Below are 15,630 nucleotides of genomic sequence, written 5' to 3'. Positions count from 1 at the left end.
CGTCAAGGTTGTGTATGCCTGATAAGCGTCAGCGCCATCAGGCAAATTCGCTCAGCCTAACGCCTGTACCGCTTTTTCCAGCGCGCTATGCAATAGCTGGCGATCATGGCGGTAGGGAATATCGCTGGCTTCCAGCACTTCCTGAATGACAACGCGATTGGTAACGGTGGAAACATCCACTTTCGGGCCCACAACTACGGCATCAATCACTTTCTTGCCAACATACTGTTCAATGATTGCCAGCTTATCGTTGAGTGTCAAGCTGGCTGCTGGCAGGCTTAACTCGCGGCCGAGATTACCGATGTAGACCATCGGGGCCGGCGTGCGACGTAACGCCTGCGCCAGATCGTCGAGCAGCAGGATCGGCATCAGACTGGTGTAAAAACTGCCTGGCCCTATCAGAATCAAATCCGCTTCGGCGATAGCTTCAACCGCTTCCCGCGTGGTGGGGACTTTTGGCGACAGCATCAGCTCCTGAGGAGGGATAGTGAGCTGATCGATATTCACTTCGCCATAGACTTCATGCCCCTGATCGTCGATAGCCATCAGATCCACTGGCAGCTCCGACATCGGAATTAAATGCGCATCGACCTTCAGCAGGTTACGAATTAAATTGATGGCTTCTAAAGGCCGCACGCTGAGGTGATCGAGTGCCTTTAACATCAGATTTCCGAGGTTATGCCCGGAAAGTTCGCCATTTCCGCCAAAACGATACTCAAACATAGCGGATGCGACGCTGGGCTGGGTAATTAACTGGTTGAGACAGTTACGCATGTCTCCCCAGGCGATCCCGCCTTCAGAGCGACGAATACGGCCTGTCGAGCCGCCGTTATCGGTCGTGGTGACGATACCCGTCAGGCGTGAGCCTAAAGGGGAAAGTGAGGAAAGAACGCGTCCTAATCCATGCCCTCCGCCGAGAGCGACAACGCGGTCCAAATCTGCCAGGGTGCGAGTGCGCATAGAGTTTCCTGATATCAATTGATCGGCGCTACAGTACCGTAAATAGCGTGTTTTCAGCAATTATCCAGTTGGCATCTGGCGAAATTTATTATCTGCGATCTACCCCTTTCTGACGATATCGACCTGACGGCAAGATGATGTATATCAATGCAAAACTATGGTTTTTGCTTATTCTGTAGCGAAAATGCACGATCGCGTCGCTATATACATATTTATATAGCGAAAGTGTACATGGCAAAAGCGTCATTTACACGCTAGTATCGGCATAACCACAATGTACTCGAAGTATGACGAGTATAAACACTCTAGCCTCTGCACCTGGGTCAAATGATACGGTGCTTTGGCCGTGACAATACTTGAATAAGTTTGTCACCAGGGCGCAGGAAGAAATGACTACGTCTCCCGTATTTGGAAAGGTGTACATGGGCTCTCAACTTACCGATGCTTTCGCGCGTAAGTTTTACTACTTACGTTTGTCGATTACAGATGTGTGTAACTTTCGTTGCACCTACTGCCTGCCGGATGGCTATAAGCCCGGCGGGGTCACCAATAACGGCTTTTTAACCGTTGATGAAATTCGTCGTGTCACGCGTGCGTTCGCCAGTCTGGGAACGGAGAAAGTGCGTCTGACAGGTGGCGAACCTTCATTGCGTCGCGACTTTACCGACATCATCGCCGCCGTGCGTGAAAACGACGCCATCCGTCAGATTGCGGTGACCACCAATGGTTATCGTCTGGCGCGCGATGCCGCCGTCTGGCGCGATGCCGGGCTAACCGCGCTAAACGTCAGCGTCGACAGCCTGGATGCCCGTCAGTTTCATGCCATTACCGGGCAGGACAAGTTTCAGCAGGTGATGGCAGGTATTGACGCCGCCTTTGATGCGGGTTTTGAAAAAGTGAAAGTCAACACCGTGCTGATGCGCGACGTAAACCATCATCAGCTGGACACCTTCCTGGCCTGGATCCAACCACGGCCGATCCAACTGCGTTTTATTGAACTGATGGAAACAGGCGAGGGCAGCTCGCTCTTCCGTAAACACCATATCTCCGGCCAGGTACTGCGCGATGAGCTGCTGCGCCGCGGCTGGATTCATCAGATCCGACAGCGCAGCGACGGCCCGGCTCAGGTTTTCTGCCATCCTGACTATGTTGGCGAAATTGGTCTGATCATGCCTTATGAGAAAGACTTCTGCTCTACCTGCAACCGTCTACGCGTTTCCTCTGTCGGTAAGCTTCATCTGTGTTTATTCGGTGAAGGTGGCGTTAGCCTGCGTGATTTGCTGGAAGATGACGCTCAGCAGTCGGCGCTGGAAGAACGCATTTCAGCTGCGCTGCTGGAGAAAAAACAGACCCATTTCTTACATCAGAACAATACCGGTATTACGCAAAACTTATCTTACATTGGCGGCTGATCGCTAAAAGGAGTTTTTCATGAGTCAGGTAAGCGCTGAATTTATCCCGACACGCATTGCTATTCTTACTGTTTCCAATCGTCGTGGTGAAGAAGATGACACCTCCGGCCATTATCTGCGTGACTCGGCGCAAGAAGCGGGTCATCAAATAGTCGACAAGGCGATTGTCAAAGAGAACCGTTACGCCATCCGCGCCCAGGTTTCAGCCTGGATTGCCAGTGACGACGTGCAGGTTGTGCTCATCACCGGCGGCACCGGGTTAACCGAAGGGGACCAGGCGCCGGAAGCGCTGCAACCGTTGTTCGACAGAGAAGTTGAAGGGTTCGGCGAAGTCTTCCGTATGTTGTCGTTTGAAGAGATTGGCACCGCGACGCTGCAATCCCGGGCGATTGCCGGAGTCGCCAATAAAACGCTGATTTTCGCCATGCCGGGGTCGACCAAAGCGTGTCGTACCGCCTGGGAAAATATTATTGCGCCGCAGCTTGATGCCCGTACGCGTCCGTGTAATTTCCACCCACATTTGAAGAAATAAGTATGTCGCAACTGACTCATATTAACGCCGCTGGCGAAGCGCATATGGTGGATGTCTCCGCCAAAGCGGAAACGGTACGCGAGGCGCGTGCCGAAGCCTTTGTTACCATGCGTAGTGATACGCTGGCGATGATTATCGATGGCAGTCACCATAAGGGCGATGTATTCGCCACGGCGCGTATTGCGGGTATTCAGGCCGCCAAACGGACCTGGGATCTTATCCCGCTGTGTCATCCGCTGATGCTGAGCAAGGTGGAAGTCAATCTGCACGCCGAGCCTGAGCACAACCGCGTACGCATTGAAACGCTGTGTCGCCTGACCGGGAAAACCGGTGTCGAAATGGAAGCGTTAACGGCTGCCTCCGTAGCGGCGTTGACTATCTACGATATGTGTAAAGCGGTGCAAAAGGATATGGTGATTGGTCCGGTGCGTCTGCTGGCAAAAAGCGGCGGCAAATCCGGAGATTTTAAGGTGGATGCGCATGATTAAGGTTCTCTTCTTTGCTCAGGTACGCGAACTGGTAAATACCGATGCGTTAGAGGTCGCCGCCGAGTTTGCAACGGTAGAAGCGCTGCGTAAGCATCTTGCGGCAAAAAGCGATCGCTGGGCGTTGGCGCTGGAAGACGGTAAGCTGCTGGCGGCGGTAAACCAGACGCTGGTCGATTTTGACCATACCCTTAACGCGGGTGACGAAGTGGCTTTCTTCCCACCGGTAACCGGAGGCTAAGATGGCTGAAACGCGAATTGTTGTTGGCCCTGCGGCGTTTCGTGTCGGGGATGAATATCCCTGGCTGGCCGAACGTGACGAGGACGGCGCGGTGGTCACTTTCACCGGGAAAGTCCGCAACCACAATCTCGGCGATAGCGTGCAGGCGTTAACGCTGGAACACTATCCAGGGATGACCGAAAAAGCGCTGGCGGAGATTGTCGACGAAGCGCGTTCGCGCTGGCCGCTGGGACGAGTAACAGTGATTCATCGCATTGGCGAACTGTGGCCGGGTGACGAAATCGTTTTTGTTGGCGTGACCAGCGCGCATCGTAGCAGTGCGTTTGATGCCGGGCAGTTCATTATGGATTACCTGAAAACCCGCGCGCCGTTCTGGAAGCGCGAGGCCACGCCGGAAGGTGAACGTTGGGTTGATGCTCGCGACAGCGATAAGCAGGCGGCAAAACGCTGGTAGAGTAGTACACTTGTGTTAGGCTCATACTGATTCAGGAGATTGTCATGGACCGATTCCCACGATCCGATTCTATTGTGCAGGCGCGTTCCGGTCTGCAAACCTATATGGCGCAGGTCTATGGCTGGATGACTTGCGGGCTGTTGCTGACGGCGTTTATCGCCTGGTATGCGGCAAATACGCCTGCGGTGATGATGTTTGTTTTCTCCAGCAAAATCACCTTCTTTGGCCTGATCATCGCCCAACTGGCGCTGGTGTTTGTCCTGTCTGGCATGGTGCAAAAGCTTAGCGCGGGTGTGGCGACCACGCTATTTATGCTCTACTCGGCGTTAACCGGTCTGACGCTATCAAGCATTTTCATTGTCTATACCTATTCGTCTATCGCCAGTACCTTTGTGGTCACCGGCGGGATGTTCGGTATCATGAGTTTGTACGGCTACACCACCAAGCGCGATCTGAGCGGCTTCGGCAATATGCTGTTTATGGCGCTGATTGGTATTGTGCTGGCCTCGCTGGTTAACTTCTGGCTGAAGAGTGAAGCGTTGATGTGGGCGGTGACGTACATAGGGGTGATTGTGTTTGTCGGCCTGACCGCCTATGACACGCAGAAGCTGAAAAATATCGGTGAGCAGATCGATCTGCGCGACAGTTCCAACTTGCGTAAATACGCTATTCTTGGGGCGTTAACGCTGTATCTGGACTTCATTAACCTGTTCCTGATGCTGCTGCGTATCTTCGGCAATCGTCGTTAATTTTCCGCTACCGGATGGCGTAAGCCGCCATCCGGTGAATTATTTCGCCATCGCCTTCTCGTTTTTTACCCGCAACTTTTTTGCCCGACTCTCCAGCAGCAAATAACACACCAGTGCCAGAAGTAGCGGAATAAAATAGTACAACACGCGATACGCCAGCAGAGCGGCAATAATCGTTCCCTGAGACGTTTTTTCTCCTGCCAGCAGCGCCATAAAGACCGCTTCCAGCACGCCGATCCCCGCCGGAATATGCACGATTACGCCGGCAATACTGCTCACCAGCAGCACGCCCAGCACGAAGAAATAATCGATATTCTGACCGAGCAACAACCAGATAATCGCCCCCATTACCATCCAGTTAGCACTGGATATCGCCATTTGCGCGAGGGCAAATTTCCAGGAGGGTAGCACCAGCTTTTGGCCCTTGATGGTGATGTGTCGATGCTTAGCGAAGGCGCAAAACCACAGATAAACGACAATAATCAGCAGCAGCGCTACGCCTAAAATACGCAGCGTACCTTCATCGATATACCAGTGTGCGGGCAGTTCAACGATGCCGAAGGTAAAAATAAAACCGCCCAGCAGAATATAGCCCAACCAGTTGGTGGTAATGCTCAGCGAAAAAATGCGGGTGATTGTGCTCCCCGGTAATCCGAGGCGAGAGTAGAGCCGATAGCGCATCCCAATACCGCCTACCCAGGTGCTTAACGTCAGGTTGAAGGCGTAACAGATAAACGACACCAGCATGACCTGACGTTTTGCCAGCTTATGGCCGCAATAATAGCGTCCGAGCAGGTCATAACAGCCGTAAAGCAAATAACTGACAATCACCAGCCCCACGGCGCTGAGCAGGGCAATCCGGTTGTAATCGCGGATGACCGTCCACACCTCCTGCCAGTTGACTTTGCTGGCATAAACCACCAGCAATACGATGACCGCAATAAAAAACAGCCATGTAAGGATCTTTTTCGCTAATCGCCAGCGTCGGTGGCTTTTTGCCATCAGGATTTTCCTCCTGCATCCTCAGTTGGAATACGATCCTGCGTTTCCAGCGTGGGCTGTGCGGGCGGCTCTACCTCAGCCAGATGCGGGGTATGCGCCGGTAGCCAGCCGACCAGAGCCGGGAAGTGGCGTAAAAAGTGGAACGCCAGTACGCTTTTGGTCAGGTTCCACCAGGTGCGCTTGGGCAGCATGGATTCATCAACACGCTTGCAGTCCTGCGCAATGATAGGGTTCAGGTTGTCACGTAAAGTCTGGTTAAACGTGCGGTCATGAATAATCAGATTTGCCTCCAGATTGAGCGACAGGCTCAGGGGGTCGAGATTGCTGGAACCGACCGTTGCCCAATGGTCATCCATCAGTGCCACTTTGCCGTGCAGAGGCCTACGCCGGTATTCATAAACATGGACGCCGCCTTTAACCAGATAGTTGTACAGCAGGCGGGCGCCAACTTTTACAATCGGCATATCCGGTTCACCCTGGACGATGAGTTTTACCCGCACGCCGCGTCTCGCTGCTTTACGCAGGGCATGCAGCAGGCGATAGCCCGGAAAGAAATAGGCATTGGCAATAATCACTTCCCGCCTTGCCTGGGTTAGCATTTTCAGATAGTGGCGTTCAATATCATCACGATGTTCTTCATTATCACGCCAGACAAACAGTGCCTGTGCTTCGCCGGGATGATGATTATCGACGGCCCGATGATGACGTCGCCACCAGCGTCGTACTGCGCTTTGCCCCGGTAAGTTCTCCAGCACGAATGTCAGGATATCAGCCACAACAGGGCCTTCAACGCGAACGGCGTAATCCTGCTTGGCCTCCGGGCCGTAATCAGACATATGTTCAGCGGAATAATTGATGCCGCCGACAAAAGCAACACGATCGTCAATGACCACTATTTTGCGATGCATTCGGCGAAAGAGATTGGTGCGCATACCGAACAGGCGCGGACGTGGATCGTAGTAGCGGAAGACAACGCCGGCTGTGGTCAGCTCTTCAACAAAACGGTCGCTAAGATCCGGCGAGCCGTAGCCATCCAGCAGCACCTCTGCTTTGATTCCTCGCCGGGCGGCTTCGAGCAACGCGGCATGCAGCTGTTTTCCTACCGCATCTTCAAACCAGATAAAGGTCTCAAGGATAATTTTTTGTTGCGCCTGTTTAATGGCGTCAAAAACGGCGGGGTAGAATTGATCGCCGTTTTCCAGCAGTTGAATTTGATTGCCTTCACGCCAGCCATATTTCATAAATGAATCTCCGCACTCAGAGGGGCATGATCGGACAAATGTCGCCAGTGACGCAGCGCTAGCGTCGTTGGGGTACTGGCATTCGCGTTTTTCACATAGATCCTGTCCAGACGCAGCAGGGGAAACTGCACCGGAAATGTGCGTGCTGGGCGACCGTGGGCGCGGGTAAAAATCTCGTCAAGTCCGGCTCTGGTTTTCAACGGGTGATTGGCCGTTTGCCGCCAGTCGTTGAAATCTCCAGCGATCACCACCGGTTCCGCGTCGGGCAGGGCATTGACCCAATCAGCCAGCATCGCAAGCTGGGCCTGGCGATGAGCTTCGCGTAAACCGAGATGCACACACATGACATGAATGGGGTGGGAGAGCATTGGTGGCGCGATACGGCAGTAAAGCACCCCGCGCTTTTCACTCGCGCCGACCGACACATCACGATTTTCATCATGTTCAATGGGATAACGCGATAGCACCGCATTACCGTGATGCCCCTGCGGGTACACAGCATTACGCCCATAGGCGAAGTCGCTCCACATTGTGTCCGCCAGAAATTCGTAGTGGGTGGTATCCGGCCAGTTCTCAATGCGCAATGAGTGAGCTTCGTGCGCACCCATCACTTCCTGCAGGCATACAATGTCCGCACCAACCGTTCTGACGGCTTCCCTTAGCTCAGGCAAAATAAAACGCCGATTGAAGGCGGTGAACCCTTTGTGAGTATTAATGGTGAGCACATTGAATGAAAATTGAACTCCCGATCCGCTCATGAGCCTCCCGTTGGCGTCACTTCCTAAATAAAATAGTGTAGTCATCGTCACAAAAAGATGCAGTGTTGCGGAATTTTCCGTAAAGTCCGGTACTCTGAACAATTAGTTGAAAATCCTTCAGGAGAAAAGCCATGAGGTGGCAACAACGTGTTCGTGTCGCAACGGGTCTAAGTTGCTGGCAGATTGTGTTGCATTTACTGGTAGTGGCGTTGCTGGTAATGGGCTGGATGAGCGGCACGTTGGTGCGCGTCGGCCTGGGATTATGCGTCGTTTACGGCGTAACAGTTTTATTAATGCTGGCCTTGCAACGTCACCATGAACAGCGCTGGCGCGACGTAGCGGATGTGCTGGAAGAACTCACCACCACGTGGTATTTCGGTGCTGCGATGATCGTGCTGTGGTTACTGTCACGCGTGCTGCAAAACAACGTTTTGCTGGCACTGGCGGGGCTGGTGATCCTGGCCGGACCCGCCGTGGTCTCGCTGCTGGCGAAAGACAAAAAGCTACATCACCTTGCGTCGAAACATCGCATACGCCGCTGAGCCGGTTGTGGCCGCTATCACCAACAGCGGCCACAAACTTCCCCAGACAATCTGCAGACTCGCATCCTTCAGGTAAATCTGTTTCGTAATGTCCGTAAAATGGCGGATTGGGTTAATCCACGTCAGATTCTGTAACCACACCGGCATATTTTCGACCGGCGAGACGTAACCTGAGAGCAAAATCGCCGGCATCATAAACACAAACACGCCGATAAACGCCTGCTGCTGTGTCGCGCACAGCGATGAAATCAGCAAACCAAAGCCGACCAACGACAGCCCGTAAATCACCATCGTGAAATAGAACAGCCCCAGTGAACCGGCAAACGGAATGTCATAAGCCCAAATGCCGATTGCCAGCACAATGGTGGCCTGAAAGGTTGCCACAATTAGCGCGGGAACCGCTTTGCCGATGAAAATCTGCCAGGTGGTAAGCGGAGAGACCAGCAGCTGATCCAGCGTGCCTTGTTCGCGCTCACGGGCAACCGACAGCGAGGTGACGATCATTACGCCGATAGTGGTGATCATCGCGATCAGCGACGGTACTACGAACCATTTGTAATCCAGATTCGGGTTATACCAGTTACGCACGACCAGCTCGCTATTGTTTGGTTTCGGCTTGCCGTCCATCAGCTCCTGCTGATACGTCTTAACGATCTGCTGCAGGTAGTTGGCGGCAATTTGCGCGCTGTTGGAGTTACGCCCATCGAGGATAATTTGCATGGGTGCCTGCTGGAAGGTGTCCAGATTGCGCGAAAAGTTGGCCGGGAAGCGCACCAGCAGCAGGGCTTTTTGCGTGTCGATAGTCGGCTTAATTTCCTGGGGACTTTTAAGCAGCAGAACATGGGTAAAGGCGCTGGCGCGGGCGAAGCGTTGGGTTAACTCCACCGAATGTTTACCGTTGTCTTCGTTATAGATAGCGATCGTGGCGTTGGTCACTTCCAGAGTCGCCGCAAACGGGAACAGGATCACCTGAATCAGTACCGGTAAAATCAGAATGGCTCGCGTCTGCGGTTCGCGTAACAGCGATTGCAGCTCTTTGCGAATTAACGTCCATAAGCGATGAAACATGCCCGTCCCCTTAATCCAGCCGACGTTTGGTTTTAAGCCACGTCAGGCCAATAAACATTACCGCCGAAGCGATTAAAAACAGCACGTTGATAATTAGCACCACAGGAATATTTCCCGCCAGAAACAGGCTTTGCAGGGTGCTGACGAAATAACGCGCCGGAATAATGTAGGTTACCGCCCGGATAATCGCGGGCATGCTGTCTATCTGGAAGATAAAACCTGACAGCATAATCGAGGGCAGGAAAGCGGCGTTCAGCGCCACCTGAGCGGCGTTAAACTGGTTGCGGGTAATAGTCGAAATCAACAGGCCCATGCCGAGCGTACTCAGCAGAAACAGGCTGGTAATGAAAAACAGGATTAGCAGCGAGCCGCGATAGGGCACGCCGAGAATAAATACCGACACCAGCATACACAGCAGCATCGCCAGCATGCCGAGAAAATAATAGGGGATCAGTTTACACAGCAGCAGCTCTACGCGGGTGACTTCGGTAGAAAGCAGCGCCTCCATGGTTCCGCGTTCCCATTCGCGCGCCACTACTAATGAGGTGAGGATCGCGCCAATGACCGTCATTATAATTGTTACCGCTCCGGGAATAATAAAATGCTGGCTGATGGCTGCCGGGTTAAACCAGTAGCGGGTCTGCACGTCGATCAAGGGCTTGAATGATTCTCCACGATCTTCCGCCCGCTGTTGTTGCCAGATCTGCCAAATACCTTCGACATAACCCTGCACAAAGTTGGCAGTATTGGGTTCGCTGCCGTCGGTGATCACCTGGATCGGCGCCACGTCGTTTGGTCGCGCCATCTGCTGGGCGAAATCCACTGGGATCACCACCAGCCCGCGAATGCGCCCGGCCTGCATTTTCTCAATCAATTCCTGACGGTTATCGCTGATAGTGGCGTCAATATACGGCGAGCCGGTCATGGTATGGGTAAAATCCAGCGCCTCTTCGCTTTGCTGTTCGAGCAAAATCCCTACCCGTAGCTTGCTGGAGTCGAGGTTGATCCCGTAGCCGAAAATAAACAGCAGCAGCAACGGGATCACCACCGCAATCAGCCAACTGCTGGGATCGCGGACGATCTGGCGGGTTTCTTTCACGCACAGCGCGCGTACGCGACGCCAGGAGAGAGCGGAATTACTCATGCGCGTGCTCCTTATCCCAGTCATTGATTAGCGTGATAAACGCCTGTTCCATCGTCGGATCCGGCGTGTCGTTGTCGGCAGCCTGAGCTTTCAGGTCGTCCGGCGTACCGCTGGCAATCAGTTTGCCGCGATACACCAGCCCGATGCGATCGCAGTACTCCGCCTCGTCCATAAAGTGGGTAGTCACCATTACCGTGACACCTTTTTCCACCATGCTGTTGATATGCAGCCAGAACTCGCGGCGAGTGAGAGGATCGACCCCGGAAGTGGGTTCATCGAGGAACAAAATATCCGGTTCATGCATCAGCGAGCAGGCCAGCGCCAGGCGCTGCTTAAAGCCCAGCGGCAGTTCGTCGGTGGCGTGAGACGCGATGCTTTTCAGACCGAATGCCTCGCTCATACGATCGATTTTCTCCTTCTGTGCCCGACCGCGCAGGCCGTAGACGCCGGAGAAAAAGCGCAGGTTCTGCTCAACGGTCAGGTTGCCGTACAGCGAGAATTTTTGCGCCATATAACCCAGATGCTGGCGCGCTTTGCCGGAGCTGACCTTCAGGTCCATGTCCAGCACCAGCGCTTTGCCATACGTGGGAACCAGCAGGCCGCACATCATTTTAAAGGTCGTGGATTTGCCTGCGCCGTTGGGTCCTAGCAGGCCAAAAATCTCGCCGCGCTGCACGGCAAAGTCTACGTGGTCGGTCGCGGCAAAATCGCCAAATTTCTTGGTCAGCGCTTTGGCTTCGATCACCGTTTCGCCAGGCGTGCCTTCTACGGTATGCAGGATAGCGCCCAGTGGGGACTCCGATGTCCCGGCTCCGCCGAGTAAATCGATAAAAGCATCCTCGAAACGGGGGGCGGTTTCGTTGATGGTTACTTCCGGCATGCCGTCAGCGCGTTGAATCTGCTGAACTGTCACGTCCTTTTTCAGGATTAAACGGACGGATTTCCCCTGAATCATCCCGTCGCTGACCAGCGGCAGTTTTAACGCGCGTTGCAGCAGTCGGCGGTTATTTTCCTGCGGACTGCTCATCAGGAAGCTTCGACCCGCCATGGTTTGCGTCAGCTGAGTGGGATCGCCCTGGTACAACAGCTCACCTTCGTTCATCAGCAGTACATCACGACATTGCTCTGCTTCATCCAGGTACGACGTACTCCAGAGGATCAGCATACCGTCCCCGGCCAGCTCATGAACCATTTGCCACAATTCGCGACGGGAAATTGGGTCGACACCCACACCTGGCTCATCCAGCAGCAGCACTTTGGGTTCGCCGACCAGCGTACAGGCCAGCCCGAGCTTTTGTTTCATGCCGCCGGAAAGTTTGCCGGCCAGTCGTCCGGTAAATGGCCCCAGCGAGGTAAATTCCAGTAACCGGGCAAAGGTTTTTTCTCGCGTTTCACCGGTGACGCTGCGCAAATCGGCATAGAGATTGAGGTTCTCCATGACGGTCAAATCTTCATACAGACCAAATTTCTGCGGCATATAGCCCAGCACCGCATGCAGCGCGCTGTCGTCCTTGATGGGATCAAAACCAATCACCGCAGCACTTCCGGCATCGGGTTTTAACAATCCCGCCAGCATGCGCATCAGCGTGGTTTTCCCCGCGCCGTCCGGTCCGACAAGTCCGGTCACGTAGCCCGCATGCACGGTACAGTCGAGCGGGGCGACGGCGGGTTTTTCCATTCCGGCAAAGTTTTTTGTCAGCCCTTTGAGCGTAATAACGGCATCATTCATGCCGTGCCTCGTCACTGAATTTGATCGTTACCGGCATTCCCTGGCGTAGCGCATCGTCCGCGTCGGTCACCACAATACGCAGGCGATAAACCAGATCGGTGCGCAGGTCAGGAGTCTCAACTGTTTTCGGCGTAAACTCGGCAGTAGGCGACACGAAGCCGATTTTACCGTGATACGGTTTGTCCGGACGGCCATCGGTGTAGAGCAGGATTTCGCGTCCCGGTTGGGCCTGGCTCAGATTCCGCTCATCTACGTAGGCGCGAACCCAAACCGGACGCGTAAGCGACAACGTCAGTACCGTGCCTCCTTCGTTCAGCATGCTACCAGGTTCCACCGCACGGGTGAGTAGTGTGCCGTCAGACGGGGAGATTAGCGTGGTGTCGTGTAAATTGAGCTCTGCCTGCGCAAGCTGGGCCTGAGCTTGTTCGAGCGTGGCTTTCGCCTGTTCAATGTCCTGTACACGATTACCGCTGCGATACTGGGTAAGTTTGTCCTGCGCAGATTTCAGCGAAGCCTGCGCCTGATCGCGTGATGAACGGGCATTTTCCAGATCGTTGGCGGAGATGGTGCGGCTTTTCCACAATCCTACCTGCCGATTATAAAAGTTCTGCGCGTAATCATAGGCGGCCTGCGCCTGTTTGACAGCCGCTGCTGCCTGGGCAATCTCTTCTGTGCGATACCCGGCCAGCATCAGATCGTATTGCGCCTGGGCGGCGGCAACATTGGCTTTCGCCTGCATTAACGCGTTTTCATATGGGGCGTGATCCAGTTCACCCAGCACCTGACCGGCTGTAATAGCATCGCCTTCGTCAACCGCCAGTGAGGCCAGCCTGCCGCCAACGCGAAAACTCAGGTTGACGCTACGGATATCGACATTGCCGTACAACGTCAGGCCGTTATCTTGCCGACTTTGATACCACCACGTTCCACCGGCAATCACGGCAACGAGGGCCGCGATAACCAGCCCGAGCACGACAGGTTTTTTCATGACTCCAGACTCCTTTGCGTTAAACCTTGCAGAATAAGATCGATGTGACAGGTGATCGTTTGGTCAATCAGCGCGCTTTTATCTTCATCAAATTGTGACCAACCTGTACGCAACAGAATGGTTTCTTTCCCAAGACGAAAGGCCAGCACCTCGCCGAGGATGGCGTGGGTGTGCAGAATCATTTGGGTATCGTTGGCATCGCCGCCTGTATAAGCAGCAATCAGGCGTGTTAAGTGTGTATGCAGCGGATTGATAACCTGGTCGTGCACCAGTTGATAAGCCGCGGTGGGTGAAAGCTGTTCGCGCGAGATAAATTTGCTCAGATTTACGGTGTCTTCCTGGGTGAGCAGCGTGATCATATTTTTGCAGGCGCGCAGGATCAATTCGCGCATTGCGCCACGATCCGGCTTTGGCTGGGCAAACAAACGCTCAGCTTCTTCAGCGTGCGGGCGAAACTGTGAGCCGATAAAATCCGCAATCCACTGGGCACAGGCGAGATACAAATCCTCTTTTGAGCCAAAATAGTAGGTGATAGCCGCAATATTTTGCCCGGCTTGCGCAGCGATATCGCGCGTGGTGGCATGCAGACCATACTCGCCAAACTGTGCCAACGCGGCGGCAATAAGCTGATTTTTTGCCTGTTCACCTTTGGTTGTCATGGTGGGTGTATTCATGGCACGACTCTGATCTTAATCAATCGATTGATTAAGATTATGACTGATGTGCAACCTTGTCCAGTCCGGGGCGTTATTTTCCTCAGCAGGGATAATTTATGCGGCACATCACAAAAACTGCTACACTCCGCCCCTTCATGACATTGTGGTTTTTGTCATCTCTATTGTATGTATCTCCCTGAAAACGACACCGGTAACGGTCAGGGCGGTTCGGAGTTGTTATGTCTTTTGATTCCCTTGGTTTAAACCCTGATATTTTACGTGCCGTTGCCGAACAGGGTTACCGTGAACCTACCCCTATTCAGCAGCAGGCAATCCCTGCCGTGCTGGAAGGCCGCGATCTGATGGCCAGCGCCCAGACCGGTACGGGGAAAACGGCAGGTTTTACCCTGCCGCTGTTGCAGCACCTGATTACTCATCAGCCGCATGGTAAAAGTCGTCGTCCGGTGCGTGCGCTGATCCTCACGCCAACCCGCGAACTGGCGGCTCAGATTGGCGAAAACGTACGTGATTACAGTAAGTATCTGAACATCCGCTCGCTGGTGGTCTTTGGCGGCGTTAGTATCAACCCGCAGATGATGAAGCTGCGCGGTGGCGTGGATGTGCTGATTGCCACGCCTGGCCGTTTGCTCGATCTGGAACACCAGAATGCGGTGAAACTGGATCAGGTTGAGATCCTGGTACTCGATGAAGCTGACCGCATGCTGGATATGGGCTTCATTCACGACATTCGTCGCGTTCTGGCGAAGCTGCCGGCAAAACGCCAGAACCTGCTGTTCTCTGCAACGTTCTCTGACGATATTAAATCGCTGGCCGAAAAGCTGCTGCATAACCCGCTGGAAATTGAAGTGGCGCGTCGTAATACCGCGTCAGAGCAGGTGACTCAGCATGTGCATTTCGTGGATAAAAAACGCAAACGTGAACTGTTGTCGCAGATGATTGGTCAGGGCAACTGGCAGCAGGTGCTGGTGTTTACCCGTACCAAACACGGTGCGAACCATCTGGCGGAACAGCTGAATAAAGACGGCATCCGCAGCGCGGCGATCCACGGTAACAAATCTCAGGGAGCGCGTACCCGTGCGCTGGCCGATTTTAAATCCGGTGATATTCGCGTGCTGGTGGCGACCGATATTGCCGCGCGTGGCCTGGACATTGAAGAGTTGCCGCACGTAGTGAACTACGAGCTGCCAAACGTCCCGGAAGATTACGTGCACCGTATTGGTCGTACCGGCCGTGCGGCCGCCACTGGCGAAGCGCTGTCCCTGGTGTGTGTCGATGAACACAAGCTGCTGCGTGACATTGAGAAGCTGCTGAAAAAAGAGATCCCGCGTATTGCGACGCCAGGCTACGAGCCGGACCCATCCATCAAAGCCGAGCCGATCCAGAACGGTCGTCAGCAGCGTGGCGGTGGCGGTCGCGGTCAGGGTGGAGCCGGGCGTGGCCAGCAGCCGCGTCGTCAGGATGGCGGTGCGCCAAAAGCGAAACCGCGTAGCGGCGAAGGCAAACCGGCGGGCGATAAGCCTCGTCCACCGCGCCGTCCGCGCAAACCGTCTTCCGCGCAGTAATTGCGAGCCCGGCCGAAAGGTCGGGCTTTTCTTTTTGCGACACGTACCAGAAAGTGCCACAATAGTGGCTGTTTATACAGTATTTC

General features: G+C 54.1%; 17 protein-coding genes and 1 riboswitch. Of the genes, 8 read left to right on the top strand and 9 right to left on the bottom strand.

All coding sequences use genetic code 11. The features are described from left to right. Positions 1-51 precede the first annotated feature (51 nt). A complete protein-coding gene (yvcK, locus tag OGX99_RS11500; RefSeq protein WP_151219595.1) occupies positions 52-960 on the bottom strand; it encodes a uridine diphosphate-N-acetylglucosamine-binding protein YvcK in 909 nt (302 codons plus the stop codon). Between the two features lie 289 nt (positions 961-1,249). Continuing rightward, positions 1,250-1,395, top strand: a riboswitch (molybdenum cofactor riboswitch). On the opposite strand from yvcK, the gene moaA reads away from it, so the two are divergent. The 6 genes from moaA to OGX99_RS11470 all read left to right on the top strand — a co-directional run bounded on the left by moaA (position 1,383) and on the right by OGX99_RS11470 (position 4,833). Continuing rightward, on the top strand, positions 1,383-2,372 hold the full coding sequence (gene moaA, locus OGX99_RS11495) for a GTP 3',8-cyclase MoaA (protein WP_286543598.1): 990 nt from the start codon (positions 1,383-1,385) through the stop codon (positions 2,370-2,372). (Overlaps the previous riboswitch by 13 nt.) 19 nt (positions 2,373-2,391) lie before the next feature. Next, entirely contained in the window at positions 2,392-2,904 is a 513-nt protein-coding gene (moaB, locus tag OGX99_RS11490) for a molybdenum cofactor biosynthesis protein B (RefSeq protein WP_003035187.1), read from the top strand. Positions 2,905-2,906: 2 nt separating this feature from the next. Continuing rightward, positions 2,907-3,392, top strand: coding sequence for a cyclic pyranopterin monophosphate synthase MoaC (gene moaC, locus OGX99_RS11485; RefSeq protein ID WP_151219597.1), 486 nt, complete (start codon positions 2,907-2,909; stop codon positions 3,390-3,392). After that, complete coding sequence (gene moaD / locus OGX99_RS11480) at positions 3,385-3,630, top strand: molybdopterin synthase sulfur carrier subunit (RefSeq protein WP_151219598.1); 246 nt, start codon at positions 3,385-3,387, stop codon at positions 3,628-3,630. The genes moaC and moaD overlap by 8 nt, the downstream gene beginning before the upstream one ends. Before the next feature lies 1 nt (position 3,631). Beyond that, positions 3,632-4,084, top strand: a complete 453-nt coding sequence (gene moaE, locus OGX99_RS11475; protein WP_187260183.1) for a molybdopterin synthase catalytic subunit MoaE — start codon at positions 3,632-3,634, stop codon at positions 4,082-4,084. A gap of 44 nt (positions 4,085-4,128) precedes the next feature. Continuing rightward, positions 4,129-4,833 (top strand): Bax inhibitor-1/YccA family protein, encoded by a 705-nt coding sequence (locus OGX99_RS11470; protein WP_038639068.1) that lies wholly within the window; start codon positions 4,129-4,131, stop codon positions 4,831-4,833. 39 nt (positions 4,834-4,872) lie between these two features. Here the strand turns inward: OGX99_RS11470 and OGX99_RS11465 are convergent, their stop codons facing one another. From OGX99_RS11465 to OGX99_RS11455, 3 genes are read right to left on the bottom strand one after another with little or no spacing between them, the layout of a single operon-like run. Further along, complete coding sequence (locus OGX99_RS11465) at positions 4,873-5,835, bottom strand: lysylphosphatidylglycerol synthase domain-containing protein (RefSeq protein ID WP_187252759.1); 963 nt, start codon at positions 5,833-5,835, stop codon at positions 4,873-4,875. Then, positions 5,835-7,076 (bottom strand): cardiolipin synthase ClsB, encoded by a 1,242-nt coding sequence (clsB, locus tag OGX99_RS11460; protein ID WP_151219600.1) that lies wholly within the window; start codon positions 7,074-7,076, stop codon positions 5,835-5,837. The genes OGX99_RS11465 and clsB overlap by 1 nt, the downstream gene beginning before the upstream one ends. After that, positions 7,073-7,834 (bottom strand): endonuclease/exonuclease/phosphatase family protein, encoded by a 762-nt coding sequence (locus OGX99_RS11455; RefSeq protein ID WP_210904860.1) that lies wholly within the window; start codon positions 7,832-7,834, stop codon positions 7,073-7,075. Before OGX99_RS11455 ends, clsB begins: the two co-directional genes overlap by 4 nt. 131 nt (positions 7,835-7,965) lie before the next feature. Between OGX99_RS11455 and OGX99_RS11450 the strand changes: the two genes are divergently transcribed. Continuing rightward, a complete protein-coding gene (locus OGX99_RS11450) occupies positions 7,966-8,376 on the top strand; it encodes a YbhQ family protein (RefSeq protein WP_016152353.1) in 411 nt (136 codons plus the stop codon). On the opposite strand, the gene OGX99_RS11445 is transcribed toward OGX99_RS11450, so the two are convergent. Genes OGX99_RS11445 through cecR form a run of 5 tightly spaced genes read right to left on the bottom strand, consistent with a single transcriptional unit; the run spans position 8,338 to position 13,979 of the window. After that, entirely contained in the window at positions 8,338-9,444 is a 1,107-nt protein-coding gene (locus tag OGX99_RS11445) for an ABC transporter permease (RefSeq protein ID WP_003837035.1), read from the bottom strand. The two genes, OGX99_RS11450 and OGX99_RS11445, sit on opposite strands and share 39 nt — an antisense overlap. Before the next feature lie 10 nt (positions 9,445-9,454). Further along, a complete protein-coding gene (locus tag OGX99_RS11440) occupies positions 9,455-10,588 on the bottom strand; it encodes an ABC transporter permease (protein ID WP_003831545.1) in 1,134 nt (377 codons plus the stop codon). Then, positions 10,581-12,317 carry an ATP-binding cassette domain-containing protein gene (locus OGX99_RS11435; RefSeq protein ID WP_286543593.1) on the bottom strand — a complete coding sequence of 579 codons (1,737 nt, stop codon included), beginning with the start codon at positions 12,315-12,317 and terminating at the stop codon, positions 10,581-10,583. Before OGX99_RS11435 ends, OGX99_RS11440 begins: the two co-directional genes overlap by 8 nt. Beyond that, entirely contained in the window at positions 12,310-13,305 is a 996-nt protein-coding gene (gene hlyD / locus OGX99_RS11430) for a secretion protein HlyD (protein WP_151224986.1), read from the bottom strand. Before hlyD ends, OGX99_RS11435 begins: the two co-directional genes overlap by 8 nt. Next, the gene (cecR, locus tag OGX99_RS11425; protein ID WP_151219603.1) at positions 13,302-13,979 is read right to left on the bottom strand and encodes a transcriptional regulator CecR; all 678 of its coding nucleotides are present in this window, start codon (positions 13,977-13,979) and stop codon (positions 13,302-13,304) included. Before cecR ends, hlyD begins: the two co-directional genes overlap by 4 nt. A gap of 221 nt (positions 13,980-14,200) precedes the next feature. On the opposite strand from cecR, the gene rhlE reads away from it, so the two are divergent. Then, on the top strand, positions 14,201-15,544 hold the full coding sequence (gene rhlE, locus OGX99_RS11420; RefSeq protein ID WP_103768876.1) for an ATP-dependent RNA helicase RhlE: 1,344 nt from the start codon (positions 14,201-14,203) through the stop codon (positions 15,542-15,544). Positions 15,545-15,630: the final 86 nt, after the last annotated feature.

The organism is Citrobacter sp. Cu096 (assembly GCF_030332285.1).
Lineage (GTDB): Bacteria > Pseudomonadota > Gammaproteobacteria > Enterobacterales > Enterobacteriaceae > Citrobacter > Citrobacter meridianamericanus.
Note: the sequence above shows the minus strand (reverse complement) of the source record. Positions and strands in the feature narration are given on the sequence as shown.

What these genes read in the sequence shown, in the direction of transcription:
- yvcK (WP_151219595.1), bottom strand. Translation starts at nt 960, where the DNA reads ATGCGCACTCGCACCCTGGCAGATTTGGACCGCGTTGTCGCTCTCGGC.
- moaA (WP_286543598.1), top strand. Translation starts at nt 1,383, where the DNA reads ATGGGCTCTCAACTTACCGATGCTTTCGCGCGTAAGTTTTACTACTTA.
- moaB (WP_003035187.1), top strand. Translation starts at nt 2,392, where the DNA reads ATGAGTCAGGTAAGCGCTGAATTTATCCCGACACGCATTGCTATTCTT.
- moaC (WP_151219597.1), top strand. Translation starts at nt 2,907, where the DNA reads ATGTCGCAACTGACTCATATTAACGCCGCTGGCGAAGCGCATATGGTG.
- moaD (WP_151219598.1), top strand. Translation starts at nt 3,385, where the DNA reads ATGATTAAGGTTCTCTTCTTTGCTCAGGTACGCGAACTGGTAAATACC.
- moaE (WP_187260183.1), top strand. Translation starts at nt 3,632, where the DNA reads ATGGCTGAAACGCGAATTGTTGTTGGCCCTGCGGCGTTTCGTGTCGGG.
- OGX99_RS11470 (WP_038639068.1), top strand. Translation starts at nt 4,129, where the DNA reads ATGGACCGATTCCCACGATCCGATTCTATTGTGCAGGCGCGTTCCGGT.
- OGX99_RS11465 (WP_187252759.1), bottom strand. Translation starts at nt 5,835, where the DNA reads ATGGCAAAAAGCCACCGACGCTGGCGATTAGCGAAAAAGATCCTTACA.
- clsB (WP_151219600.1), bottom strand. Translation starts at nt 7,076, where the DNA reads ATGAAATATGGCTGGCGTGAAGGCAATCAAATTCAACTGCTGGAAAAC.
- OGX99_RS11455 (WP_210904860.1), bottom strand. Translation starts at nt 7,834, where the DNA reads ATGAGCGGATCGGGAGTTCAATTTTCATTCAATGTGCTCACCATTAAT.
- OGX99_RS11450 (WP_016152353.1), top strand. Translation starts at nt 7,966, where the DNA reads ATGAGGTGGCAACAACGTGTTCGTGTCGCAACGGGTCTAAGTTGCTGG.
- OGX99_RS11445 (WP_003837035.1), bottom strand. Translation starts at nt 9,444, where the DNA reads ATGTTTCATCGCTTATGGACGTTAATTCGCAAAGAGCTGCAATCGCTG.
- OGX99_RS11440 (WP_003831545.1), bottom strand. Translation starts at nt 10,588, where the DNA reads ATGAGTAATTCCGCTCTCTCCTGGCGTCGCGTACGCGCGCTGTGCGTG.
- OGX99_RS11435 (WP_286543593.1), bottom strand. Translation starts at nt 12,317, where the DNA reads ATGAATGATGCCGTTATTACGCTCAAAGGGCTGACAAAAAACTTTGCC.
- hlyD (WP_151224986.1), bottom strand. Translation starts at nt 13,305, where the DNA reads ATGAAAAAACCTGTCGTGCTCGGGCTGGTTATCGCGGCCCTCGTTGCC.
- cecR (WP_151219603.1), bottom strand. Translation starts at nt 13,979, where the DNA reads ATGAATACACCCACCATGACAACCAAAGGTGAACAGGCAAAAAATCAG.
- rhlE (WP_103768876.1), top strand. Translation starts at nt 14,201, where the DNA reads ATGTCTTTTGATTCCCTTGGTTTAAACCCTGATATTTTACGTGCCGTT.